Here is a 23368-nt window from a genome sequence, read left to right as displayed (position 1 = left end):
CTCTTATGCGTGTTCTTGGGCGAAGGCCGCGGCGGCGCCGAACAGGCCCGGCTGCGGATGGGTGATGAGCTTGACGGGGATGCCCGCCATCATGTTCTGGAACCGGCCCTTGGCGACGAAGCGCTGGTCGAAGCCCGACCGGATCAATTTGTCCTTGATGCGCAGGCCGAGCCCGCCGGCGATCACCACCGCCTTGGCGCCATGTGCCAGCGCGAGGTCGCCCGCCACCGCGCCGAGCGCGAGGCAGAAGCGGTCGAGCGCGGCGAGCGCGATCGAATCGGTGCCGTCGAGCGCCTCGGTCCAGATCGTCTTGTCGTCGCGGCTGGGAACGGCGCGGCCTTCGAGTTCGGCGAGCGTCTCGTACAGCGCAACGATGCCGGGGCCGGAGCAGATTCGCTCCGCCGAGACACGCGTATAGGTGCGACGCAGGCGCTTGACGAAGGCGTCCTCGATGCCGTCGAGCGGCGCATAGTCGACGTGGCCGCCCTCGGTAGGCAGCACGTGATAGCGGCCCTTGGTCTTGAACACCTGCGCGACGCCGAGGCCGGTGCCGGGGCCGCAGACCGTCGTCACCCCCTCGGTCGGCAGCGCGATGTCGGGGCCGCAAAGGTGCTCGAAATCGTCGTGCGGCAATTGCGCGACGGCGTGACCGACCGCGCCGAAATCGTTGATGACGGTATAGATGTCCGCGCCGAGCCGCTCGGGGATCAGCGACGGGCGGATCACCCAGGGATTGTTGGTCAGGCGGATGATGTCGCCGGTGATCGGCGAGGCGACCGAGATCGCCGCCGCCTTGGGGAGCGGCGCGCCGTGGCGGGCGGCGAACGCCTGCCACGCGGTCTGCAGACTGGCGTGTTCGGCGGTCTTGAGCGTCACCGGTTCGCCGAGCGCGACGACATGGCCGTCCTCCACCTCCGCGATGGCGAAGCGGGCATGGGTGCCGCCGATATCGACGCTGACGAGCTGCATTTCTGTTCTCTCCTGACGTTCCGCTCTCACCCCCACCCCATCGCCGGCTTCGCCGTCTCTCCCTCTCCCGGCGGGAGAGGGAAGGGGCCCGCCGCCGCAGGCGGTGGGAAGGGTGAGGGTGGTTGGTGTTGCTATAGACCCGCCGCCGCGAGCATGCCCGATGCGCCCTTCTCGGCCTCGTCGGCAAGGCCGCGGAACATCGCGAACAGCTCGCGGCCGGTGCCGCTCGCCGCGCCGGGGGCGTCGCACAGCGGCCGTGCCAGCCATTCCGCCGCGTCGACCAAAGCGTCGAGCGTGCCGTTGACCGCATCGACGCGGATGATGTCGCCGTCGCGGATCTTGCCGATCGCGCCATGGCCGAGGGCCTCGGGCGAGCAGTGGATCGCGCACGGCACCTTGCCGCTCGCGCCCGACATGCGGCCGTCGGTGACCAGCGCGACCTTGAAGCCGCGGTTCTGCAGCACGCCGAGCGGCGGGGTCAGCTTGTGCAGTTCGGGCATGCCGTTGGCGCGCGGCCCCTGGAAGCGGACGACGACGACCATGTCCTGCTCCAGCTCGCCGCGCTTGAACGCCTCTAGCACGTCGAGCTGGTCGTGGAAGACGCGCGCCGGCGCCTCGACCACCCAGCGCTCCTTGTCGACCGCGGACACCTTGATACAGGCGCGGCCGATGTTGCCGGCGAGGATGCGCATGCCGCCATCGGGCGAGAAGGCCTCGCCGACGGGACGCAGGATGCTGGTGTCGCCGCTGTCGCCGACCGGCTGCCACGTGAGCCGATCGTCGACGATCGCCGGCTTGTCGGCATAAGCGGCGAGGCTGTCGCCGCTGACCGTCGTGATATCGCCGTGCAGCAGCCCGGCCGACAGCAATTCGCGGATGACGAAGGGCATGCCGCCCGCCGCCTCGAACGCGTTCACGTCGGCGGCACCATTGGGATAGACGCGCGCGATCAGCGGCACCGCGCGGCTGAGCCGATCGAAATCCTCCCAGTCGATCACGATCCCCGCCGCGCGCGCGATCGCGGGCACGTGAAGCAGATGGTTGGTCGAGCCGCCGGTGGCGAGCAGCCCGACCGCCGCGTTGACGATCGCGCGTTCATCGACGCAATGGCCGAGCGGGCGATAGTCGTTGCCGCGCCAGCCCATGCCGGCAAGGCGATGCACCGCGGCGCGGGTCAACTCCTGACGCAGCTTGGTGCCGGGATTGACGAAGGCCGCGCCGGGCATGTGCAGGCCCATCACCTCCATCATCATCTGGTTGGTGTTGGCGGTGCCGTAGAAGGTGCAGGTGCCCTTGGAATGATAGGCCTGGATCTCGGCGTCGAGAAGCTCCTCGCGCCCCGCCTTGCCCTCGGCATAGGCCTCGCGCACCGCCGCCTTGGCCTTGTTGGGCAGGCCCGAGGGCATCGGCCCGCCGGGGATCAGCACCATCGGCAGATGGCCGAAGCGTAAGGCGCCCATCAGCAGGCCCGGCACGATCTTGTCGCAGATGCCGAGCAGCGCCGCGCCCTCGAACGTGCCGTGGCTGAGCGCCACTGCCGTGGCGAGCGCGATCGTGTCGCGGCTGAACAGCGACAGCTCCATGCCGGCATAGCCCTGCGTCACGCCGTCGCACATCGCCGGGACGCCGCCGGCGACCTGCGCGGTCGCGCCGGCCTCGCGCGCCCAGACCTTCATCAGTTCGGGATAACGGTAATAGACCGCATGCGCCGACAGCATGTCGTTATAGGCGGTGACGATGCCGATGTTCATGCCGGTATCGGCGCGCAGCGTGTCGCGATCCTCCTCGGTGCCGGCATAGGCATGCGCGAGGTTGGCGCAGCCGAGCTGCGGCCGGCGCGCGCCGCTCTCCCGCTCGCGCTCGATCAGCGCGAGATAGGCGGCACGGCGCTCCCGCGATCGTTCGATGATGCGGTCGGTGACGGCGGAGACTTCGGGGTTCATGACGCGGATCCTGGGGAGGGGGCGTTAGGTGCCTGAGGTGTCACCATAAACCATATCGGGACGAACGACGGAAGCGGATCGGGACACAGGCCCTTCGACAGGCTCAGGGCAAACGGGGCGGGAGCGATTCCCCTTCACCATTCGTGCTGAGCCTGTCGAAGCACGGTGGGTCTCATTCCCGCTCCGTCACCGGCGTTACGGCGCCCAGTGGATATCGACGGGCAATTCGGCGTCGGCGAGCACGCGGCCGATCGGATAGGGCGACGACGGCCCCTGCTTGATCGACTGTTCGATGACGTCGCGCTTGGCCTGGCCGGTGACCGCGATCATCAGCGCGCGCGCCGTGACGATGCCCTCGCGCGACAGCGTCACGCGGGCAACGGGCGCTTCGGGCGGCAGCGGTTCGGGCATCACGCCGAGCGCGCGGCGTTCCTTGGGGCCGGACAGCGCCTCGTCGAAATCGGGGCCGGGGAAGATCGACGCGGTATGGCCGTCGCCGCCGACGCCGAGCAGGCACAGGTCGAGCGGCCAGTGCAGGTCCTGCATCAGCGCATCCGCCGAGCGGCCGGCGGACTTATAGTCGGCGGTCGCCTGCGGCACGATCGGCATCACCCGCGCGCCCTTGGGCAGGAAGGTCTTGGCGATCATCGTCACGTTCGACAAAGCGTCGCCGAGCGGCACGATACGCTCGTCGGTGGGGACGATCGTCACCCGCTTCCAGTCGAGCTTCGCCTTGGACAGCGTGTCGTAGATCGGGATCGGCGTCTTGCCGCCCGACAGCGCGATCACCGCCGCGCCGCGTGCGTCGATCGCCGCCTCGATGATGAACTGGATGTCGCCGGCGACCGCCTGGGCCATCTCGGCGGCGTCGTCATATTCCCACCATTCGATCTCGGTCATGTCTTTGCTTTCGTTCGGTCGGCGTCCTGCCCGATAGACCGGGCGGACGCGCAAGGTAAGAGGCCGCGCATACGTATGAGCGGTGGAATCGACAGGTCGGTGACCCAAAACGCACCCCATATCCCGTCACCCCGGGCTTGACCCGGGGTCCCGCTATTGGCCGACCGCGGGAGAAGCGGGAGCCCGGGTCAGGCCCGGGGTGACGGGGGTGAACGGCTCGGCCTGAAGCCTCAATCGTCCTGCCAGGTCACGCCGTCGCGCTCGGTCAGCGCGATCGCGCCGGCAGGGCCCCAGGTGCCGGCGGCATAATGTTTGGGCTTGGTCTGGTTGGCATCCCAGCCGGCGCGGATCGCGTCGATCCACGTCCATTGCGCCTCGACCTCGTCGCGGCGGACGAACAGCGTCTGGTCGCCCTCGATCAGGTCGAGCAGCAGCCGCTCATAGGCGATGCGCCGCCGCGAGCCGGCGAATTCGGCGTCCATGCTGAGGTTGAGCGGCACCTCGCGCAGGCGGATGCCCTCGCGGTCGAGCCCCGGCTCCTTCGCCATCACCAGCAGCTGGACATATTCCTCCGGCTGCAACCGGATCACCAGCGTGTTCGGCTGGAGGATGCCGCCGCGGCCCGAGAACATCGAATGCGGCACCGGCTTGAACTGGATCGCGATCTCGCTGCGCCGCTTCGCCATCCGCTTGCCGGTGCGCAGATAGAAGGGCACGCCCTGCCAGCGCCAATTGTCGATATGCGCCTTGATCGCGACGAAGGTCTCGACGTTGCTGTCATAGCCCAGCTCGTCGTCATAGCCCTTGACGACCTTGCCGCCGACCGCGCCCTCCTCATACTGGCCGGTGACGGTGCAGATCGGCACGTCCTCGGGCGCGATCTTGCGCAGCGACCGGAACACCTTCGCCTTTTCGTCGCGGATCGCGGCGCCGTCGTAGAGGGCGGGGGGCTCCATCGCGATCAGCGCGACGAGCTGGAGCATATGGTTGGCGACCATGTCGCGCAACGCGCCCGCGCCCTCGTAATAGCCGGCGCGATCCTCCAGCCCGACCGTCTCGGCGATCGTGATCTGGACGTTGTCGATCCCTTGCGCGTTCCACACCGGCTCGAAGAACGAATTGCCGAAGCGCAGCGCGAGGATGTTCTGGACGGTTTCCTTGCCGAGATAATGGTCGATGCGGAAGGTCCGCTCCTCGGGAAAGGCGGAGGCGACGGTGTCGTTGATCTCGCGGCTGGAGGCGAGATCGTAGCCGAGCGGCTTCTCCAGCCCGATCCGCACCGTCTCGCCGGCGAGGCCGACGCTTTCGAGGCCCTTGACCGCCGGCTCGAACAGCGACGGCGCGGTCGACAGATAGATGGCGAGCCCGCCCGACACGTCGCCGATCTTTTCGGCGAGGCCGGCGAAGCTCGCCGGATCGGACAGGTCGGCGGGCTGGAAGAACAACCGTTCGAGGAAGCTGGCGATCTTGTCGTCGTCCTTGCGGTCGGCGGCGAGGAACTGGCCGAGCGCCTTCTGCACGAAGGCGCGGAAGGCGTCGTCATTCTGCTCGCCTCGCGCCGAGCCGACGATCGTCAACGCCTCGGGCAGCAGCCCGTCGGCGTGCAATCCGTAGAGCGACGGCCACAGCATGCGCTGGGCGAGGTCACCGGTCGCTCCGAACAGGAGCAGCTTGCCGACGGGATTGCGCTGCATGACGGTCCTTCTGTTAAACGATCAGGCCGGCCAGGGGATCGAGCCCGGCCATGATGTTGAGATTCTGTACGGCGGCGCCACCGGCGCCCTTGCCGAGATTGTCGAGCGTGGCGATCAGCCGCACCTGGCCGCTGTCGGCATTGCCGCAGACGCGCAAGGTCATCCGGTCGGTGCCGCTATTCTCCTCGATCGTCACCGCGGCGACGTCGCCGCTCGCGACCGAGATCAGCGCGCTGTCGGCATAGGCCGCGGCGAGCGTGTCCTCGACCGCGGCGAGGCTCGGCCGGCCGGGTAGCTGCGCGAGCGCCAGCGGCACCTCGCCGAGCATGCCGCGGTTGAGCCGCGCCACCGCGGGCGCGAACACCGGCGGATGGGCGAGGCCGGCATGCGCGCGCATCTCGGGCAGATGCTTGTGCGACAGCGTCAATGCATAGGCGCGCAGCGCCGTATCGACCCCGCCGCCCTCGAATTCCGCGATCATCGCCTTGCCGCCACCCGAATAGCCCGACACCGCATTATAGGTCAGCGGCCAGTCGGCGGGGATCAGTCCCGCGCGCACCAGCGGCGCAACCAGCGCGAGAAAGGCGGTGGGATAGCAGCCGGGGTTGGACACGAAGCGCGCCGCGGCGATCCGCGCCGCCTGACCCTCGGTCAGTTCGGGAAAGCCATAGGTCCAGCCGTCGGCGACCCGATGCGCCGACGAAGCGTCGATCAGCCGCGTCGTGCCGCTGCGCACCAGCGCGGCCGCCTCGCGTGCCGCCTCGTCGGGCAGGCAGAGGATGGCGATATCGGCGTCGTTGAGCGCCTCGGCGCGAGCATCAGCGTCCTTGCGGCGCGAGTCGTCGAGCGTCACGACAGCGATGTCGGTGCGGCCGCTCAACCGCTCGCGGATGTCGATGCCGGTGGTGCCGACCGCGCCGTCGATGAACACGGTGACGCTCATGCTGCGCTCGCCTTGTCGAGGATGGAACGGTCGACATAGCCGACCAGATTCTGGCCGATCGCCCGGCCCCAGGCATGGCGCCCGGCGAGTTCGAGCACCTCGAACACGTCACCGGTGGCGAGCGTCGCGATCGGCTCGCTTAGATTGCGATCGGCGAAGAGGCCGGCGTCGCCCAATGCCACCGCGGCCATCGGCGCGGCATAATGCGGCGCGAACACCTGTTCGGCGAGGCGGACGTCGGCGAGATCGCCGCGCACCGCATGCGTCCGGGGATCGAGCGTGACCGACGGGCCGGTGAGCGCGAACGCCCTACGCGAGGGCTGGCTGGCGCGACCGGGCGTCGCCTTCGCCAAGGAATTGCCCGAACTCTTCAAGAAACTCTGCCCCTTCGGAAGTACGCGCGACGAAGATGTTGCGCTTGTCGCTGTCGTCGCGTTGCCGGCGCAGATAGCCGAGCGCACCCAGCCTGTTCAAGGCGCGCGTGACGACGGGCTTCGATACGTTGAGGGCCCGGGCCAGGCCCCGCACCGTATGCGGGCCGGGATTGAGGTAGACGAGGAGGAGCAGCGCCATCTGCCGGTTGGTGAGATCGGGTTCGCCCGAGCGCACGTAATCCACCAGGGCCGTCATCCACGTCGCGAGTGATTGCGCGGCAGTTCCCACGTTCAAATATCCGTTTCTGCGCCGTTTTCGGGGCTTTGTTTCGCGGTCATAACGCCCCCGCACGGTGCAGGTTTCCGGTAAACGGACGGGTAGGGTGAATAAGTGGCCTGGGTACGGTTGCGGACCGGCGGGTGGCCTCCGGCATCGATGCCGTGATCGTCGCGCGCACCCGCACGGTTGATCGTTTCGCAGCCCTCGCCTATGTGCGCGCCTTCATACGCGTTTCCGGGACCATAGATGTTCACCTTCCTCCTCGTCGTTCATGCCATCATCGCCGCGGCGCTCGTGACGGTGATCCTGATGCAACGGTCGGAGGGTGGTGGCCTCGGCATGGGCGGCAGCCCGTCGGGGCTGATGTCGGCGCGCGGCGCGGCCGATTTCCTCACGCGGATGACGTCGATCCTCGCGACGGTGTTCGTCGGCATGTCGATCGCGCTCGCCTTCATCGCGGCGCATCGCCAGACGCAGACGATCGACACCTCGCTCGCCCGCACGCCCCCGGCGGCCGCACCCGCCCCTGCGCCCGCGCAGGATGCGGTGCCCAACGCTCCCGCCGACAATGGCGCGGTGCCGCTCCAGCGCTAACCCGCTGATCCGTTCATCGTGAATCGCGCGCGGGGCCGACCCGCGCGCTCTTGTCGTTCGACCCCATAACACGCTAGGCGATTTCTCCCATGGCGCGGTACATCTTCATCACCGGCGGCGTGGTTTCGTCGCTCGGCAAAGGCCTCATGGCGGCCTCTCTCGCAGCTTTGCTCCAGGCGCGCGGCTACCGCGTCCGGATTCGCAAGTTCGATCCCTATCTCAACGTCGATCCCGGCACGATGAGCCCGTATCAGCACGGCGAGGTCTACGTTACCGACGACGGTGCCGAGACCGACCTCGATCTCGGCCATTACGAGCGGTTCACCGGCGTCGCTTCGCGCCAGTCGGACAACGTCACCTCGGGGCGCATCTACAAGACGATCATCGAGCGCGAGCGGCGCGGCGACTATCTCGGCGCCACCGTGCAGGTGATCCCGCACGTCACCGACGCGATCAAGGCCTTCGCCCGCGCCGAGACCGATGACCTCGATTTCGTGCTCTGCGAGATCGGCGGCACGGTCGGCGACATCGAGTCGCTGCCGTTCATCGAGGCGATCCGCCAGCTCAAGAACGAGGTCGGTCGCGGCAATGCGATCAGCATCCACGTCACGCTCGTTCCCTATATAGCCGCCGCCGGCGAGCTGAAGACCAAGCCGACGCAGCATTCGGTGCGCGAACTCGCCGCCTTGGGCGTGCAGCCCGACGTGCTGGTCTGCCGCTGCGAGCATCCGCTGCCGCCGTCGGAGCGCGCCAAGATCGCGCTGTTCTGCAACGTGCCGGAGACGGCGGTCATTCCGGCGCTCGACGCCAAGAGCATCTATGCGGTGCCGCTGCAATATCACGGCGAGGGTCTCGATTCGGAGGTGCTGCGCGCCTTCGGCATCACGCCGTCGTCGGCGCCCGACCTCAGCCGCTGGACCGACATCATGGATCGGCTCACCAATCCGGAGGGCGAGGTGACCGTCGGCGTCGTCGGCAAATACGTCGGCCTGCAGGACGCGTACAAGTCGCTCAACGAGGCGCTCGTCCACGGCGGGATCGCCAACCGGGTCAAGGTCAACGTCCGCTGGATCGACGCCGAGATCTTCGAGAACGACAATGGCGAGATCGTCAGCCAGCTCGAGCCGTGCGACGCGATCCTCGTCCCCGGCGCGTTCGGCGAGCGCGGTGCCGAGGGCAAGATCAAGGCGGTCAAATTCGCCCGCGAGCGCGAGATCCCCTATTTCGGTATCTGCTTCGGCATGCAGATGGCCTGCGTCGAGGGCGCCCGCGACCTCGCCGGCATCGCCAATGCCTCGTCGACCGAATTCGGACCGACGGACGAGCCGGTCGTCGGCCTCATCACCGAATGGATGGGTCGCGACGGACTCGAGAAGCGCGAGGAGCAGGGCGATCTCGGCGGCACGATGCGGCTCGGCGCCTATGAGGCATCGCTCGACGGCAATAGCGTCGTGTCGTCGATCTACGGCGATACGGTGATCCACGAGCGCCATCGCCACCGCTACGAGGTCAACACGCATTACAAGGACGCGCTGGAGAAGGGCGGGCTGGTGTTCAGCGGCATGTCGCCCGACGGCACCCTGCCCGAGATCGTCGAGCGGCCGGATCATCCGTGGTTCGTCGGTGTCCAGTTCCACCCGGAGCTGAAGAGCAAGCCGTTCGATCCCCACCCGCTGTTCGCGAGCTTCATCCAGGCGGCGCTGACGAAGAGCCGCTTGGTCTGACGCTCTTGCGCGGATCCGCGCGACTGCGGCATGATGGCGGTGGAGCATCGATATGGCGACATCATCACCAAGGCTGCCCGCGGATCCGACGTTCGACGATTATGCGTTGGTGAGGCTGCGCTCTGTCGTCGGCACCGACGCAGGGATTTTGTTGCCGGGAACAATTGGGACAATCGTACACCGGCACGATGGCGGCGAGGCCTATGAGGTGGAGTTCGTCGAACCGGTCGCCATCGTCGTCACCCTGCGCAATGGCGATCTTGCCCGCGTGATATGATCGGCCTTCCCGGCATTCGCGTCGTCGAGATCGCGAAAGTCGAGGCGTATCTGCTCAATCGCGATCATCCGACCGGGCGTGCCAAGGCGACGTTCTTCGGACGCTTCGGATATGATTCGTCCGACCCAATCGCCTTTGCGGTGGCGCTGGATCGGCATGGGGCGACACGGCCGATCGTGCGAACGTCGAGCAACGCTTACGGTATAAAACATGAGGTGCGATGCAGCCTCGAAACGCCTGACGGGCGCAACCCCTGTATCGTGACGATCTGGCTCCAGCCGGACGGCGAGGCAGGCTGCCGCCTGGTTACCGCCTATCCGGCCGATCACCGTTAACAGAGCGCCCGGACCGATCGGCCCGGACGCCCCGAGGATTACGCGGCCGCGGCCACGTCCTTGTTCTCCACCGCGGCGAGCGGTGCGCCGGTCTTGATCGCGATGGTCTTCGGCTTCATCGCCTCGGGTACTTCGCGGACCAGGTCGATGACGAGCAGGCCGTCGTTGAGACGGGCGTCCTCGACGAAGACGAAATCGGCGAGCTCGAAGCGGCGCTCGAAGCTGCGGTTGGCGATGCCGACGTGCAGGAAGTTGGCGTTGCCGGCCTTGTCGTCCTTCTTGCCCGAGACCAGCAGCAGGTTCTGCTGCGCGGTGATCTCGATCTCGTCGCGCGAGAAGCCGGCGACCGCGAGCGTGATGCGATAGCGATCCTCGGCGAGGCGTTCGAGGTTGAAGGGCGGGTAATTCTCCGCCGTGGCGGCGCGCGCGTTGCTTTCCAGCATGTCGAACAGGCGGTCGAAACCGATGGTCGAGCGGCGATAGGGGGTCAGGTCGAGTCGCATGTCAAATCCTCCGCGAGAAGCGAGTTGAACGACGGCATCCACGAGCGTGCGATGCCGGTGCACGGCCCGTGATCGGCGCCGTGCAGCCACGATTTTGGATTGCTCCGGCCGCGGTTCAAGAGGGCCTCTGTTCGCCCGATCCGCAATTTTCGGGTTGGCGCCGAAGCCCCGCTTTGTCGCCGCGAAGCATCTCCATCTTTGAACATCCCCCGAACCAGTGGAGTTTGCGGCGAAAATAACATCAGGGAAACCGCATGTCGCTGACGCTCGCCATTCTTCTCGCCGGCCAGACCGCCGCTGCCGCCACCGCACCCGCCGCAGCGCAGGACGATGCCGCACCCGCGCCGGTGACCGCCGGGGGAAGCGAAGACGCCCGTCCGGCGGCTTCGGCACCGGGCGGCGGCGACATCCTCGTCACCGCGCGCCGGCGCGCCGAATCGGTGCAGCGCGTGCCGATCGCCATGTCGGTGGTCGGCGGCGCCGACATCGACAAGACCGGCGCGTTCAACGTCAATCGCCTCCAGCAGCAGCAGCCCTCGCTGCAATTCTTCTCCAGCAACCCGCGCAATTCGGCGATCAATATCCGCGGCCTCGGCGCACCATTCGGCCTGACCAACGACGGCATCGAGCAGGGTGTCGGCTTCTACGTCGACGGCGTCTATATCGGCCGGATCGGCGCCTCGACCTTCGATTTCGTCGACGTCGACCGGGTCGAGGTGCTGCGCGGCCCGCAGGGGACGCTGTACGGCAAGAACACCACCGCCGGCGCGCTCAACGTCACCACCCGCCCGCCGAGCTTCACGCCGGAGGGGAGGGCCGAGGTCAGCGTCGGCAATTACAATTTCGTCCAGGCCAAGGCGTCGGTGTCGGGGCCGCTGTCCGACACGGTGGCGCTGCGGCTGTCGAGTTCGGCAACGACGCGCAAGGGGACGATCCGCGACGTCACCTCGGGCGAGGACCTGCATCGCCAGCGCAATCTGGGGGTGCGCGGACAATTGCTGTGGAACGCGAGTCCGTCGCTCAATTTCACGCTGTCGGGCGATTTCAACGTCCAGAACCCGGAATGCTGCGTGCAATATTATGCCCGCGTCGGCACCACGCAGCGGCCGCTCGCACGGCAATATAATGCGCTCGCGGCGGCGCTCAATTATACGCCGCCCAGCAGGGACCCGTTCGATCGGCGCACCGATCTCGATGCGGCGATCAATTCGCGGCAGGAGGTCGGCGGCGCCTCGCTGGTCGCCAATTGGGATCTCGGCCCGGCGACGCTGACCTCGGTCAGTGCGTGGCGCTACTGGGACTGGCAGCCGCAGAACGATCGCGATTTCACCGGCCTGCCGATCACCACCGTCTCGCAGAATCCGTCGCAGCAGAAGCAGGTGTCGCAGGAATTCCGCTTCGCCTCGAACGGCACCAACCGGCTCGACTACACGGTCGGCGCCTTCCTGTTCCACCAGACGATCGATACCCAGGGGTCGCAGGTGCAGGGATCGGCGGCGAGCCGCTTCCTGCTGTCGGGCACCGACGCCAACAATCCCAACGTCCTCAACGGCCTGACCTCGACCAATACGATCAGCTTCGACAACACGAGCTTCGCGGTGTTCGGCAAGCTCAACTGGGCGCTGACCGATGCGCTCCACATCCAGCCGGGGCTGCGCGTCAATTACGACCGCAAGTCGGGTTTCTACGAATCGGTCGTCAGCATCGCCAACAGCCAGTATAATTTTACCGCCACGGCGGATAACGTCGCGACGCTGCTGGCCGCGCAGCCCACCACGGCGGCGCGCACGACCTTCCAGAACCAGATCAATACACTCGCACCGCAGCGTTACAGCCCGCGGTTCAGCGCCTGGAATACGTCGGGCGATATCACCGTCTCTTATGATTTCGCGCCCGAGATTCACGGCTACGCCACCTATGCGCGCAGCTTCAAATCGGGCGGGATCAATCTATCCGGCCTGCCGCTCAATTCGACCAGCACCGGCGTCGATCTGACGACGCAGACGGTAAAGCCCGAGAAGGTCAACAATTACGAGATCGGCCTCAAGACGCAGTTCCTCGACCGGCGGCTGACGCTCAACCTCGCCGGCTTCTGGACCGACGTGTCCGACTATCAGGCGACGGTGAACAACAATGCGATCAACGTGATCCGCGGCTATCTCGCCAATGCCGGCAAGGTGCGGTCACGTGGCGTCGAGTTCGATTCGAGCTTCCGCCCGAGCAAGCGGCTCAGCGTCTACGTCAGCGGTGCCTTCACCGACGCCAAATATGTCGACTTCAAGAACGCGCCGTGCCCGCCCGAACTGTCGGGTGGCACCGCGACTGCGCCCGGTGGCGTGACCGATCCGGCGGGGACGCCCGGCGGGCGTAGCCCGGCCTTTTGCGACATCTCCGGCCAGCGCCTGCCGGGCATCTCGAAATGGTCCTTCTCCTACGGCGGCGAATATAACCTCCCGGTCGATGGCGCGGGTGGTGAAGTCTATGTCGGCTATGACGGCAATTACCGGTCGCGCTTCTCGTCCAACCCGTCGCCGTCGGCCTATACCTGGATCGAGGGCTATTCGCTGTCGAACGTCCGCGCGGGCTATCGCAAGAACGATTTCAACGTCTTCGGCTGGGTGCGCAATGCGTTCGACCAGAACTACTTCGAACTGCTGTCAACGCAGTCGGGCAACACCGGCCTGATCGTCGGCCAGCCGGGTGATCCGCGCACCTATGGCCTGACGGTGTCGAAGCGGTTCTAGGCGTTCGATACGTTCAGGAAGGGCGGGGATCGGACAATGTCGCGACACGTTCGGCCGGTCTGCCAACCGCCTGAGCTACCCACAGTTTCGTCACCCCGGCGAAGGCCGGGGCCCATGGTTTCGGTGATGTCAAAGGCAGCGCATACCGTTGTCGCCGTCGCATCCATGGGTCCCGACTTTCGCCGGGATGATGGAGCGGGGGAGGGATGACGCCACGCCCGCATTGTGCGTGCCAAACGGTTCGGAGTCGCAGATACTTCGGTCCGCGTTATGACCCGGTTCAGGATTGATCGGCAATAAAGACGGTCGCCGGACAGGGGGCGCGACCTGGAAGCTCCCACCCTCTGCCCGGCTACTCTGGTCTAAATCTGCGGCGGACAAGCAAACGCCCGGACCGTTGCCGATCCGGGCGCCTGCGTGACGAGAAAACCCGTCAGCCCCCTTAGGTCGCTTTCCGACAATCGCGCGTTATTTCGCTGCGCTGTCGTTCCGCTCTTCCCCGAACCACGGCCGTTGCCTGTGTCTCAGTAAGTCTTTGCTAGGCAGCACTGCCGGCTTTGTCACCGGCTATGTGGAGCGGCGGAATCGATTGACCGAAACCTGTGTCGAATCCGCAACATTTGTTGCTTGTGACTCGCACGTCACCTAGAGGTCCGGCCATGCTCCTCTCACGCTACGAACGGATGATCGCCCGGCGCTACCTGCTCCCGGGCAAGGGCGAGGCGTTCATCTTCCTGGTCGCCTCGATCAGCCTCGTCGCGGTGATGCTCGGCGTCGCCGCGCTCGTCATCGTGATGAGCGTGATGAACGGCTTCCGTGCCGAGCTGTTCGACAAGATCGTCGGGCTCAACGGCCATGCCGTGATCCAGGGCGTCGGCGGCCGTCTGCCCGACTGGCGCGAGATCGTCGCCGAGGCGCGCAAGACGCCCGGCGTCACCTCCGCCACGCCGATGGTCGAACAGCCGCTCGCCGCGACCTATAACGGCCGCGCCGAAGGGGTGCTGGTCCGCGGCGTCCGCCTCGCCGACGTCAAGCCGGTGATCGGCGACAAGCTCGTGATGGGCACGCTCGCCGGCATCACGCCGGGCAGCGGCCGGATCGCGATCGGATCGCGGCTCGCCGAGGCGCTCGGCGCGCAGGTCGGCAGCGAGATCTCGCTATTCAACCCGCAGGGGCAGGCGACGCCGTTCGGCACCGTGCCGCGTATCGTCAATTATACGGTCGGCGCCATCTTCGAGATCGGCCTGTACGATTACGACAAGGCCTATGTCATCATGCCGATCGAGGATGCGCAGACGCTGCTGCTGCTCGGCGACAACGTCAGCCAGATCGAATTGCAGACCGTCGACCCCGACAAGGTCGCGCCGATCCTCGCGCCGCTCGCCGACCGTCTGCGCGGCGGCGCGGTCATCGCCGACTGGCGCAGCATGAACGCGCAGCTGTTCCAGGCGCTCGAGGTCGAGCGGGTCGCGATGTTCACCGTGCTGTCGATCATCATCCTCGTCGCGGTGTTCAACATCCTGTCGTCGCTGATCATGCTTGTCCGTGCCAAGACGCGCGACATCGCGATCCTGCGGACGATGGGTGCGACGCGGGTCGGATTGATGCGCATCTTCATGGTCGTCGGCACGACGATCGGCGCGCTCGGCACGCTCGCCGGCCTCGTGCTCGGCTTCGTCTTCCTCTTCTATCGCCAGGCCGTGGTGAACCTCGTCCAGCTCGTCACCGGGCAGAATCTGTGGGATCCGTCGATCCGCTATCTCACCGAGCTTCCCTCCAAGCCCGACCCGGTCGAGATCGTCATCATCGCGCTGATGGCGCTGGTGTTCAGCTTCCTCGCCACGCTCTATCCGGCGTGGAAGGCGGCGAGCACCGATCCGGTACAGGTGCTGCGCTATGAATGACGTCCTCCGCACCACCGGCCTGACCCGCAGCTTCCGTCAGGGCGAGGAGACGATCCACGTCCTGCGCGGCGTCGACCTCTCCGTCGCGCCGGGCGAGATCGTCGCGCTGGTCGGCCCGTCGGGTTCGGGCAAGTCGACGCTGCTACAGGCAGTCGGCCTGCTCGAGGGTGGCTTTCAGGGCTCGATCATGATCGGCGGCGAGGAAGCCGCGAAGCTCGACGCGCATGGCCGCACGATCATGCGCCGCGACCGGCTCGGCTTCGTCTACCAGTTCCACCATCTGCTGCCCGACTTCAACGCGACCGAGAATGTCGTGCTGCCGCAGCTCGTCCACGGTGCCGAGCGCAAGCCCGCCGACGATCGCGCGGTGTCGCTGCTGACGGCGCTCGGCCTCGGCCACCGGCTGACGCACCGGCCGAGCCAGCTCTCCGGCGGCGAGCAGCAGCGCGTCGCGGTGGCGCGCGCGCTGGCCAACCGGCCGGCGCTGGTGCTCGCCGACGAACCGACCGGCAATCTCGACGAACATACCGCCGACGTGGTGCTTGCCGAGTTCCTGCGGCTGGTGCGCGGCGAGGGCTCGGCGGCGTTGATCGCGACGCATAACGAGCGGCTGGCGCAGAAGATGGATCGCGTCGTCCGCCTGCACGAAGGCGTGCTGACGTGACCGCGTGGGCCGAGACGCCGACGCTCGTCGGCCGTCACGTCACGCTGCGGCCCCTGGAGCGCGCCGACCGGGACGCGCTGGTCGCGGTCGCCGCGGCGGACGATCTGTGGGACACTTTCTACGCCAACGTCTCGCAGCTCAAGGATGCGGACCGGTGGCTCGACGCGGCGTTCGAGCAGCAGGCGTTCGGCCGTGCCCGCCTGTTCGCGGTCTGCGATCCGGCAGGGCAGGTGGTCGGCACCACCCGCTATATGCGCATGGCGCCGGCGCATCGCCGGCTCGAACTGGGCGGCACCTTCTACGCCAAGGCGGTGCAGCGTACCGGCGTCAACACCGAGGCCAAGCTCATGCTGCTCACCCACGCCTTCGAGGCGCTGGACTGCCAGTGCGTGCAGATCCGTACCGATTCGCTCAACAAGCGCAGCCAGGCGGCGATCGAGCGGCTCGGCGCGAAGCAGGACGGTGTGCTGCGCGGTCACCAGCAGATGGCGGACGGCCGGCTGCGCGACAGTGTCGTCTATTCGATCCTCGACCGCGAATGGCCGGGGGTGAAGCAGAACCTCCTCTTCCTGCTCGCGAGGCACGCATGACCGCGATCACTGATTTCACCGTCACCGGCGCCGACGGCGCGCCGATCCCGCTCGATCGCTGGGCGGGGCAGGTACTGCTGATCGTCAACACCGCGTCGAAATGCGGCTTCACCCCGCAATATGAGGGGCTGGAGGCGCTGCATCGCCGCTTTGCCGAGCGCGGCTTCGAGGTGCTCGGCTTCCCGTGCAATCAGTTCGGCGCGCAGGAGCCCGGCGACGCCGCCGAGATCGCCAATTTCTGTTCACTGACCTATGACGTGACTTTCCCGGTCTTCGGCAAGGTCGAGGTCAACGGGGCAGGGGCCGATCCGTTGTTCTCGCGGTTGAAGACCGAGGCGCCGGGCCTGCTCGGCTCGAAGGCGATCAAGTGGAATTTCACCAAGTTTCTGGTGAACCGCGAGGGCAGGGTGGTCCATCGCTACGCGCCGACGACCAAGCCCGAGGAGATCGCCGCCGATATCGAGGCGCTGCTGTAACGCTTGCAACTTCCAGTACCCCGGCCTCCGCCGGGGTACTGGTTTTGCGCGAGGGGGCCGCTCACACCTCCGGTGCGGCGAAGGGCTTCGCGCCCGTCTTGTGGTTCAGCGCCGCCGCCACCGAGGCGACGCCGCCGAGCAGGAAGCTGATCCCGAGGATGAAGCCCGGCAGCGTCAGTGCCGACCAGGGCAGGGTCGCGAGCACGTAGATCGCGAGCAGGATGTTGACCACGCCGAGCACGATCATCAGCGCGCGCCCGCGCTTGAACCGCGCGCCGAGCCCGATCTCGAGCGCCCCGCGAATGCCGAGCCAGATCGCGACCAGCAAGGTCAGCGAGATCGCCGCGGTCGCCGGTGCGAACGCCATCAGCAGCCCGATGACCAGCGACAGCACGCCGAAGCCGATCGCATAGCCGCGCCCTTCGTGATCCCTGCCGGCAAATCCGGCCGCGATCGACACCAGCCCGGCGGCGATCAAGAACGCACCGATCACCAGCGTCGCCGCATAGGTCGCGGCGAAGGGATTGAGGAAGGCGAGCACGCCGAGCACGATCGACAGCACGCCATAAGCGAGGATCCAGCCCCAGCCGGCACCGGCGGCACGCGGCGCGAGCGGATCGGTGAATACAGTGTCCGACATTGACGTAACCTCCTCCGTTATGCCCGCGTAACGGAGTTATCCACCGCAGGTTCCTTGGCCCGCCCTGTTCGAATCGGGGTTGAGCGGCTAAGTCTCCGCAATGGCTCATTCCGGTTTCGTACCGCTCCGCATTTTCTCGTCCTACACGATGCTCGACGGGGCGATCGAGCCCAAGGCGATCGCCAAACAGGCAAAGGCGATGCGTTTCCCCGCCGCCGGCCTGACCGATCGCAACGGCCTCTATGCGGCGATGGCCTTTTCCGATGCCGCCAAGAAGGACGGCGTCCAGCCGGTGATCGGCACGATGCTGTGCGTCGCGCGGCCCGGCATGCCCGACGGCGTCGCCGTCCCGCTCGACTGGATCGCCCTCTATGCGCAGGATGCGACGGGCTATGACAATCTGTGCGCGCTGGTCAGTCTCGCGCATCTCGAACGGCCGATCGAACTGCCCGCGCATGTCGATTTCGCCGCGCTGGAGGGGCGCACCGACGGCCTGATCGCGCTGACCGCGGGCGGCGAGGGCGCGCTGGCGCGATTGATCCACGAGGACCAGCCGGATCGCGCCGCCGCCTATCTCGACCGGTTGCAGGCGCTGTTCCCCGACCGCCTCTATATCGAACTGGCCCGCCGCAGCGACGTGATCGAGGAGACCGCCGAACAGGCGCTGGTCGACTTCGCTTATGATCGCAACCTGCCGCTGGTCGCGACCAATCCCTGCTGCTTCTCCGACAGCGCCTTTCTCGACGCGCACGATGCGATGCTGTGCATCGCGCACTCGACCTATGTCGAGAGCGAGGACCGCATCCGCTCCTGCCCCGACGCATGGCTCAAGCCCGCCGAGACGATGCGCGAACTCTTCTCCGACTTGCCCGAGGCGATCGACAACACCTTGGTCGTCGCGCAGCGCTGCGCGGTGATGGCGCCCTATCGCAAGCCGATCCTGCCCAGCCTCGCCGGCGATCGCGAGGGCGAGGCGGCGATGCTGCGCGCCGAGGCGGCGGCGGGGCTGGAAAAGAGGCTCGACCGGATCGAGGCACTCGGCACCCAGCCCGCCGACGACCCCGACTGGCGCGACGTGTATCGCAAGCGGCTCGCGTTCGAGGTCGACGTCATCGTCCAGATGGGTTTCCCCGGCTATTTCCTGATCGTCGGCGACTTCATCAAATGGGCGAAGGATCACGACATTCCGGTGGGGCCGGGGCGCGGCTCGGGCGCCGGCTCGGTCGTCGCCTGGGCGCTGACGATCACCGATCTCGATCCGATGAAGCTCGGCCTGCTGTTCGAACGCTTCCTCAACCCGGAACGCGTCTCGATGCCCGACTTCGACATCGACTTCTGCGAAACGCGGCGTGGCGAGGTCATCCGCTACGTGCAGGAGAAATATGGGCGCGATCAGGTCGCGCAGATCATCACCTTCGGTAAGCTGAAGGCGCGCGCGGTGCTCAAGGACACCGGCCGCGTCCTCCAGATGAGCTACGGCCAGGTCGATCGCCTCGCCAAGCTCGTCCCCAACCATCCGACCGATCCGTGGGACCTCAAGCGCGCGCTCAACGGCGTACCCGAGCTCGCCAAGGAATATTCGAACGACAATCAGGTCCGCCGCCTGCTCGATCTGGCGACGAAGCTGGAGGGCCTGCCGCGCCACTCGTCGACGCACGCCGCCGGCGTGGTGATCGGCGACCGCCCGCTCGCGCAACTGGTGCCGCTCTACCGCGACCCACGCTCGGACATGCCGGTCACCCAGTTCGACATGAAGTACGTCGAGGGCGCCGGCCTGGTGAAGTTCGACTTCCTCGGCCTCAAGACCCTGTCGGTGCTCAAGAAGGCGGTGCAGTTGCTCGCCAAGCGCGGCATCAGCGTCGATCTCGACGCTTTGCTATGGGACGACGAGGCGGTCTACAAACTGCTTCAGAAGGGCGACACGGTCGGTGTGTTCCAGCTCGAATCGGAAGGCATGCGCCGCACGCTCAGCGCCGTGCGCCCGACCAATTTCGGCGACATCATCGCGCTCGTCTCGCTCTACCGCCCCGGCCCGATGGACAATATTCCGAGCTTCGGCCGCCGCAAACAGGGCACCGAGCCGATCGTCTATCCCCACGACCTGCTCGAACCGATCCTGTCCGAGACCTACGGCATCTTCGTCTACCAGGAACAGGTGATGCAGGCGGCGCAGATACTCGCCGGCTTCTCGCTCGGCGGCGCCGATCTGCTGCGCCGCGCAATGGGCAAGAAGATCAAGGCGGAGATGGACGCGCAGCGCGCGATCTTCGTCGAGGGCTGCGCCAAGGTGAACGGCATACCCAAGAACAAGGCGAACGAATTGTTCGACTTGATCGACAAGTTCGCCGGCTATGGCTTCAACAAGAGCCACGCCGCCGCCTACGCGCTGCTCGCCTATCAGACCGCGTGGCTGAAGGCGCATCACCCGGAGGAATTCTACGCCGCGTCGATGTGCTACGACATGGCGCAGACCGACAAGCTCTGCATCTTCGTCGACGACATGCGCCGGCTGGGGGTGACGATCTGCGGCCCCGACATCAACAAGAGCGACGCCGAATTCGACGTCGAGGCGACCGAGGATGGCGGCCTTGCCGTCCGCTACGCGCTCGCCGCGCTGAAGTCGGTCGGCGAGGGGGCGATGGAGAAGCTCGTCGTCGAGCGCAGCACCAACGGTCCGTTCAAGAGCATCGACGATCTCGCCACCCGCGTCGATCCGCGCCTCATCAACAAGCGCCAGCTCGAAACGCTCGCCGCCAGCGGCACGTTCGACTGTTTCGATCCCAACCGCGCCGGCATTCACGCCGTCGCCGAGACGATCCTCGCCGTCGCCGCCCGCACCCACGAGGGCAAGACCAGCGGCCAGCACGGCCTGTTCGGCGCCGAGGATGTCGCCGGCGATGCGATCAAGCTGCCCGCCAGCGTGCGCTGGTCGATGGCGGATGCGATGGAGCAGGAGAAGGAGGCGTTCGGCTTCTATTTCTCCGCCCACCCGGTCGACCGCCACGCGCATCTCGCCAAGATGCATGGCGCGCGCCAATATGTCGCGCTGACCGAGCTCAACATCCCCGAGGACGGCACCCGCGCCGGCGCGACGATGGCGGTGCTGGTCGAGGATGCGCGTTGGCGCACCTCGGCGCGCGGCAAGCGGTACATGATGGCGACCTTGTCCGACGCGAGCGGCCAGTTCGTCGCCACCTGTTTCGACGATTCGGTCGCCGCCGAGCTGGAGGATGCCGCGCGTTGCGGCGGCTGCGGCCTCATCACCGTGGAGCTCGACCGCCGGCCCGGCGAGGAGACGCCGCGCGTCTCGGTGAAGCGCATCCAGCCGTTCGAGGGGCTCGCCTCGATCGCGCGCTTCACCATCGCCGCCAGGGTGGCGCATGTCACCGCCTTCGAGGCGCTGTCGGCGCTGCTCGCGCATCATCGTGGCGCTCGCGGCGAGGTGCGTGCGCATATCCCGGTCGGGGAGGGCGAGGCGACGGTGCTGCTCGGTCGCGACTTCCTGCTCGACATGGAATTGGTCGAGACGATCCAGGCGATTCCCGGCATCAGCGACGTCGCGCTCGACCGCGTCGCCTCGCAGCTTCGTTCGGTGGGCTGAGCCATGCCGATCGACACCAGCCTCGCCTTCCGCCCGGTCAACATCGCGGTGCTCACCGTTTCCGATACGCGCGGGCTCGCCGAGGATCGCTCGGGCGATACGCTGGTCGGCCGGCTCGAAGCGGCGGGCCATATCCTCGCCGGTCGCGTCATCCTGCGCGACGATGCCGACGCGATCGTCGCGCAATTGCATCGCTGGATCGATGACGAAAGCGTCGATTGCGTCATCACCACCGGCGGCACCGGCGTCACCGGCCGCGACGTCACGCCGGAGGCGGTCGAGCGCGTCGCCACCAAGATGATCCCCGGCTTCGGCGAGCTGTTCCGCTATCTGAGCTACGCCAAGATCGGCACCAGCACCGTCCAGTCGCGCGCCTGCGCCTGCGTCGCGCGCGGCACCTATATCTTCGCGCTGCCCGGCTCGACCGGCGCGGTGAAGGACGGCTGGGACGGCATCCTGCAGGACCAGCTCGACAGCCGCCACCGCCCCTGCAATTTCGTCGAACTGATGCCGCGGCTGACGGAACGGTAATCGGTCCGCGACCGTAAGCGGCAAGCCGGGGGGGCGACGTCACCCCAAACTACCCGTCACCCCGGACTTGTTCCGGGGTCCACCGGCCCGCAGGACCAACAGCTTTCGCTCCTGCGGAACAGTGGATGCCGGAACGAGTCCGGCATGACGGACGTGAGAGTCATCCGGCCCGCGAAGAACGGACCTAACCCGCGTCGACCTGCATCACCGCCAGCTCGTGCCCATCCGGATCGGCGAAGTGGAACCGCCGCCCACCGGGAAAGGCGAACACCGGCATCGTCACCCGCCCGCCGGCCGCCGCGACCGCGGCGAGTGCCGCGTCGACATCCGCCACCTCGATCACCGGCAGCGCTGCCGCGGTCTGCTGCGCGGGATCGGCCTGGAAGCCGATATCGGTATCGCCGCTGGTCGTCGCCGCATAGCTCGGCCCGAAATCGCTGAACGCCCAGCCGAACGCTTCGCCGTAGAACGCCTTGGCCCGCGTCGTGTCGGCCACCGGCAGTTCGAGATAGTTCAGCCGCGCCATACCATATCTCCTATCATGTTCTTGCTATGTTCTAGTTGGCCATCTACCATCGCGCAATGGCCAAGCCGCTCGTCAAACGCGCCATCCGCGGTGCCACGGTCAACACCGGCAGCCGCCGCTTCAACCTGCCCGAGCGTGAGGCGGATGGCGACTGGCTCGATGCGCAGGGCGAGATCGATGGCGCGCCCGCACCGTTGCGGACCAGCGTCACCGTCGAAACCCCGCGCACGATCATCACCCGCAACAGCTCGCCCGACGTCTTCTTCGATCGCTCGATCAACCCGTATCGCGGCTGCGAACACGGCTGCATCTATTGCTTCGCGCGGCCGACGCATGCCTATCACGATCTCTCGCCCGGTCTCGATTTCGAGTCGCGGCTGTTCGCCAAGCCGCAGGCCGCCGAGCTGCTCCGCGCCGAATTGCGCAAGCCCGGCTATGTCGTCGCGCCGATCGCGCTCGGCACAAATACCGATCCCTATCAGCCGATCGAGCGCGACTGGCGGATCACCCGCGCCATCATCGAAGTGCTCGCCGAGACGCGCCATCCACTCACCATCACCACCAAGTCGGATCGGGTGACGCGCGATATCGACCTGCTTTCGGCGATGGCGGCCGAGGGACTGGCCGGCGTCGCGATGTCGATCACCTCGCTCGACCCGACGATCGCCGCGACGATCGAGCCGCGTGCGCCGCATCCCGAACGGCGGCTGCGCGCGGTGCGGATGCTCGCCGATGCCGGGATCCCCGTCTATGTCTCGATCGCGCCGGTGATCCCGTCGATCACCGACCACGAACTCGAGCATCTGGTCGAACGCGCCGCGGAGGCTGGCGCGAAATCCTGTTTTTTCATCCCCGTCCGCCTGCCGCACGAGGTCGCGCCGCTATTCCGGGCGTGGCTCGACGCACATTTCCCCGATCGTGCCGGCAAGGTGATGGCCATCATCCAGTCGTTGCGCGGTGGCCGCGACAACGATCCCGATTTCTTCACGCGCATGCAGGGCGCCGGCCCCTGGGCCGAGCTGATGCGCACCCGCTTCCGTATCGCCTGCCGCAAGCACGGCCTCGGCAATCGCGGCGCCCCTCTGCGCACCGATCTGTTCCGCCCGCCCGCCGGGCCGCAGGGCGAGCTGTTCTGATCGCGTTAGCGCGCCGCTAA

23 protein-coding genes are annotated in these 23368 nt (G+C 67.1%); 12 read left to right on the top strand and 11 right to left on the bottom strand.

Annotation, left to right across the window (positions count from 1 at the left end; genetic code table 11):
• Positions 1-3 precede the first annotated feature (3 nt).
• The 8 genes from glk to MC45_RS19215 all read right to left on the bottom strand — a co-directional run bounded on the left by glk (position 4) and on the right by MC45_RS19215 (position 7357).
• Positions 4-969, bottom strand: coding sequence for a glucokinase (glk, locus tag MC45_RS04320; protein ID WP_038659969.1), 966 nt, complete (start codon positions 967-969; stop codon positions 4-6).
• A gap of 131 nt (positions 970-1100) precedes the next feature.
• Positions 1101-2912: a phosphogluconate dehydratase gene (gene edd / locus MC45_RS04315; protein WP_038659966.1), complete on the bottom strand. Its 1812-nt coding sequence runs from the start codon at positions 2910-2912 to the stop codon at positions 1101-1103.
• 195 nt (positions 2913-3107) lie between these two features.
• On the bottom strand, positions 3108-3812 hold the full coding sequence (pgl, locus tag MC45_RS04310; protein WP_038659963.1) for a 6-phosphogluconolactonase: 705 nt from the start codon (positions 3810-3812) through the stop codon (positions 3108-3110).
• 230 nt (positions 3813-4042) lie between these two features.
• Positions 4043-5506, bottom strand: coding sequence for a glucose-6-phosphate dehydrogenase (gene zwf, locus MC45_RS04305; protein ID WP_038659959.1), 1464 nt, complete (start codon positions 5504-5506; stop codon positions 4043-4045).
• Positions 5507-5519: 13 nt separating this feature from the next.
• A complete protein-coding gene (gene argC, locus MC45_RS04300) occupies positions 5520-6449 on the bottom strand; it encodes an N-acetyl-gamma-glutamyl-phosphate reductase (protein WP_038659955.1) in 930 nt (309 codons plus the stop codon).
• Positions 6446-6802 carry an SH3 domain-containing protein gene (locus MC45_RS19745; protein WP_245640836.1) on the bottom strand — a complete coding sequence of 119 codons (357 nt, stop codon included), beginning with the start codon at positions 6800-6802 and terminating at the stop codon, positions 6446-6448. Before MC45_RS19745 ends, argC begins: the two co-directional genes overlap by 4 nt.
• Positions 6759-7079: a MarR family transcriptional regulator gene (locus MC45_RS04290; protein WP_038659952.1), complete on the bottom strand. Its 321-nt coding sequence runs from the start codon at positions 7077-7079 to the stop codon at positions 6759-6761. Before MC45_RS04290 ends, MC45_RS19745 begins: the two co-directional genes overlap by 44 nt.
• 35 nt (positions 7080-7114) lie before the next feature.
• Positions 7115-7357 (bottom strand): hypothetical protein, encoded by a 243-nt coding sequence (locus MC45_RS19215; RefSeq protein ID WP_156143771.1) that lies wholly within the window; start codon positions 7355-7357, stop codon positions 7115-7117.
• Here MC45_RS19215 and secG point away from each other — a divergent pair.
• From secG to MC45_RS04270, 4 genes are all read left to right on the top strand, one after another.
• On the top strand, positions 7350-7697 hold the full coding sequence (gene secG / locus MC45_RS04285) for a preprotein translocase subunit SecG (protein WP_038659948.1): 348 nt from the start codon (positions 7350-7352) through the stop codon (positions 7695-7697). The genes MC45_RS19215 and secG overlap by 8 nt on opposite strands.
• Before the next feature lie 89 nt (positions 7698-7786).
• Complete coding sequence (locus tag MC45_RS04280; RefSeq protein ID WP_038659946.1) at positions 7787-9421, top strand: CTP synthase; 1635 nt, start codon at positions 7787-7789, stop codon at positions 9419-9421.
• Between the two features lie 52 nt (positions 9422-9473).
• Positions 9474-9698, top strand: coding sequence for a DUF4926 domain-containing protein (locus tag MC45_RS04275; protein ID WP_052075507.1), 225 nt, complete (start codon positions 9474-9476; stop codon positions 9696-9698).
• Positions 9695-10033, top strand: a complete 339-nt coding sequence (locus MC45_RS04270) for a DUF6883 domain-containing protein (RefSeq protein ID WP_038659943.1) — start codon at positions 9695-9697, stop codon at positions 10031-10033. The genes MC45_RS04275 and MC45_RS04270 overlap by 4 nt, the downstream gene beginning before the upstream one ends.
• Positions 10034-10071: 38 nt before the next feature.
• Here the strand turns inward: MC45_RS04270 and MC45_RS04265 are convergent, their stop codons facing one another.
• Positions 10072-10536 carry an Hsp20 family protein gene (locus MC45_RS04265; protein ID WP_038659940.1) on the bottom strand — a complete coding sequence of 155 codons (465 nt, stop codon included), beginning with the start codon at positions 10534-10536 and terminating at the stop codon, positions 10072-10074.
• 254 nt (positions 10537-10790) lie between these two features.
• On the opposite strand from MC45_RS04265, the gene MC45_RS04260 reads away from it, so the two are divergent.
• The 5 genes from MC45_RS04260 (at position 10791) to MC45_RS04240 (ending at position 16914) form a co-directional block, all read left to right on the top strand.
• On the top strand, positions 10791-13280 hold the full coding sequence (locus MC45_RS04260; protein WP_038659937.1) for a TonB-dependent receptor: 2490 nt from the start codon (positions 10791-10793) through the stop codon (positions 13278-13280).
• 659 nt (positions 13281-13939) lie between these two features.
• The gene (locus MC45_RS04255) at positions 13940-15184 is read left to right on the top strand and encodes a lipoprotein-releasing ABC transporter permease subunit (protein ID WP_038659934.1); all 1245 of its coding nucleotides are present in this window, start codon (positions 13940-13942) and stop codon (positions 15182-15184) included.
• On the top strand, positions 15177-15848 hold the full coding sequence (locus tag MC45_RS04250) for an ABC transporter ATP-binding protein (RefSeq protein ID WP_038659931.1): 672 nt from the start codon (positions 15177-15179) through the stop codon (positions 15846-15848). The genes MC45_RS04255 and MC45_RS04250 overlap by 8 nt, the downstream gene beginning before the upstream one ends.
• On the top strand, positions 15845-16438 hold the full coding sequence (locus MC45_RS04245; protein WP_038659927.1) for a GNAT family N-acetyltransferase: 594 nt from the start codon (positions 15845-15847) through the stop codon (positions 16436-16438). Before MC45_RS04250 ends, MC45_RS04245 begins: the two co-directional genes overlap by 4 nt.
• The gene (locus tag MC45_RS04240) at positions 16435-16914 is read left to right on the top strand and encodes a glutathione peroxidase (RefSeq protein ID WP_038659925.1); all 480 of its coding nucleotides are present in this window, start codon (positions 16435-16437) and stop codon (positions 16912-16914) included. Before MC45_RS04245 ends, MC45_RS04240 begins: the two co-directional genes overlap by 4 nt.
• Before the next feature lie 61 nt (positions 16915-16975).
• Here the strand turns inward: MC45_RS04240 and MC45_RS04235 are convergent, their stop codons facing one another.
• Entirely contained in the window at positions 16976-17554 is a 579-nt protein-coding gene (locus MC45_RS04235) for an HdeD family acid-resistance protein (protein ID WP_038659922.1), read from the bottom strand.
• Positions 17555-17654: 100 nt separating this feature from the next.
• Here MC45_RS04235 and dnaE point away from each other — a divergent pair, with 100 nt between their 5' ends.
• Together dnaE and moaB are read left to right on the top strand one after the other, a co-directional pair.
• Positions 17655-21155 (top strand): DNA polymerase III subunit alpha, encoded by a 3501-nt coding sequence (dnaE, locus tag MC45_RS04230; protein ID WP_038659919.1) that lies wholly within the window; start codon positions 17655-17657, stop codon positions 21153-21155.
• 3 nt (positions 21156-21158) lie between these two features.
• On the top strand, positions 21159-21686 hold the full coding sequence (moaB, locus tag MC45_RS04225) for a molybdenum cofactor biosynthesis protein B (RefSeq protein ID WP_038659916.1): 528 nt from the start codon (positions 21159-21161) through the stop codon (positions 21684-21686).
• A 184-nt stretch (positions 21687-21870) separates the two neighbouring features.
• Here the strand turns inward: moaB and MC45_RS04220 are convergent, their stop codons facing one another.
• Complete coding sequence (locus tag MC45_RS04220; RefSeq protein ID WP_038659914.1) at positions 21871-22212, bottom strand: VOC family protein; 342 nt, start codon at positions 22210-22212, stop codon at positions 21871-21873.
• Between the two features lie 56 nt (positions 22213-22268).
• Between MC45_RS04220 and MC45_RS04215 the strand changes: the two genes are divergently transcribed.
• Entirely contained in the window at positions 22269-23348 is a 1080-nt protein-coding gene (locus MC45_RS04215; RefSeq protein ID WP_038659911.1) for a PA0069 family radical SAM protein, read from the top strand.
• Positions 23349-23368: the final 20 nt, after the last annotated feature.

It is taken from the genome of Sphingomonas taxi, assembly GCF_000764535.1.
Taxonomy (GTDB): Bacteria; Pseudomonadota; Alphaproteobacteria; order Sphingomonadales; family Sphingomonadaceae; genus Sphingomonas; species Sphingomonas taxi.
Note: the sequence above shows the minus strand (reverse complement) of the source record. Positions and strands in the feature narration are given on the sequence as shown.

Excerpts from the sequence above, each read along its gene's own strand:
- glk (WP_038659969.1), bottom strand. The coding sequence starts at position 969 with ATGCAGCTCGTCAGCGTCGATATCGGCGGCACCCATGCCCGCTTCGCC.
- edd (WP_038659966.1), bottom strand. The coding sequence starts at position 2,912 with ATGAACCCCGAAGTCTCCGCCGTCACCGACCGCATCATCGAACGATCG.
- pgl (WP_038659963.1), bottom strand. The coding sequence starts at position 3,812 with ATGACCGAGATCGAATGGTGGGAATATGACGACGCCGCCGAGATGGCC.
- zwf (WP_038659959.1), bottom strand. The coding sequence starts at position 5,506 with ATGCAGCGCAATCCCGTCGGCAAGCTGCTCCTGTTCGGAGCGACCGGT.
- argC (WP_038659955.1), bottom strand. The coding sequence starts at position 6,449 with ATGAGCGTCACCGTGTTCATCGACGGCGCGGTCGGCACCACCGGCATC.
- MC45_RS04290 (WP_038659952.1), bottom strand. The coding sequence starts at position 7,079 with ATGACGGCCCTGGTGGATTACGTGCGCTCGGGCGAACCCGATCTCACC.
- secG (WP_038659948.1), top strand. The coding sequence starts at position 7,350 with ATGTTCACCTTCCTCCTCGTCGTTCATGCCATCATCGCCGCGGCGCTC.
- MC45_RS04280 (WP_038659946.1), top strand. The coding sequence starts at position 7,787 with ATGGCGCGGTACATCTTCATCACCGGCGGCGTGGTTTCGTCGCTCGGC.
- MC45_RS04275 (WP_052075507.1), top strand. The coding sequence starts at position 9,474 with ATGGCGACATCATCACCAAGGCTGCCCGCGGATCCGACGTTCGACGAT.
- MC45_RS04270 (WP_038659943.1), top strand. The coding sequence starts at position 9,695 with ATGATCGGCCTTCCCGGCATTCGCGTCGTCGAGATCGCGAAAGTCGAG.
- MC45_RS04265 (WP_038659940.1), bottom strand. The coding sequence starts at position 10,536 with ATGCGACTCGACCTGACCCCCTATCGCCGCTCGACCATCGGTTTCGAC.
- MC45_RS04260 (WP_038659937.1), top strand. The coding sequence starts at position 10,791 with ATGTCGCTGACGCTCGCCATTCTTCTCGCCGGCCAGACCGCCGCTGCC.
- MC45_RS04255 (WP_038659934.1), top strand. The coding sequence starts at position 13,940 with ATGCTCCTCTCACGCTACGAACGGATGATCGCCCGGCGCTACCTGCTC.
- MC45_RS04250 (WP_038659931.1), top strand. The coding sequence starts at position 15,177 with ATGAATGACGTCCTCCGCACCACCGGCCTGACCCGCAGCTTCCGTCAG.
- MC45_RS04240 (WP_038659925.1), top strand. The coding sequence starts at position 16,435 with ATGACCGCGATCACTGATTTCACCGTCACCGGCGCCGACGGCGCGCCG.
- MC45_RS04235 (WP_038659922.1), bottom strand. The coding sequence starts at position 17,554 with ATGTCGGACACTGTATTCACCGATCCGCTCGCGCCGCGTGCCGCCGGT.
- dnaE (WP_038659919.1), top strand. The coding sequence starts at position 17,655 with ATGGCTCATTCCGGTTTCGTACCGCTCCGCATTTTCTCGTCCTACACG.
- moaB (WP_038659916.1), top strand. The coding sequence starts at position 21,159 with ATGCCGATCGACACCAGCCTCGCCTTCCGCCCGGTCAACATCGCGGTG.
- MC45_RS04220 (WP_038659914.1), bottom strand. The coding sequence starts at position 22,212 with ATGGCGCGGCTGAACTATCTCGAACTGCCGGTGGCCGACACGACGCGG.
- MC45_RS04215 (WP_038659911.1), top strand. The coding sequence starts at position 22,269 with ATGGCCAAGCCGCTCGTCAAACGCGCCATCCGCGGTGCCACGGTCAAC.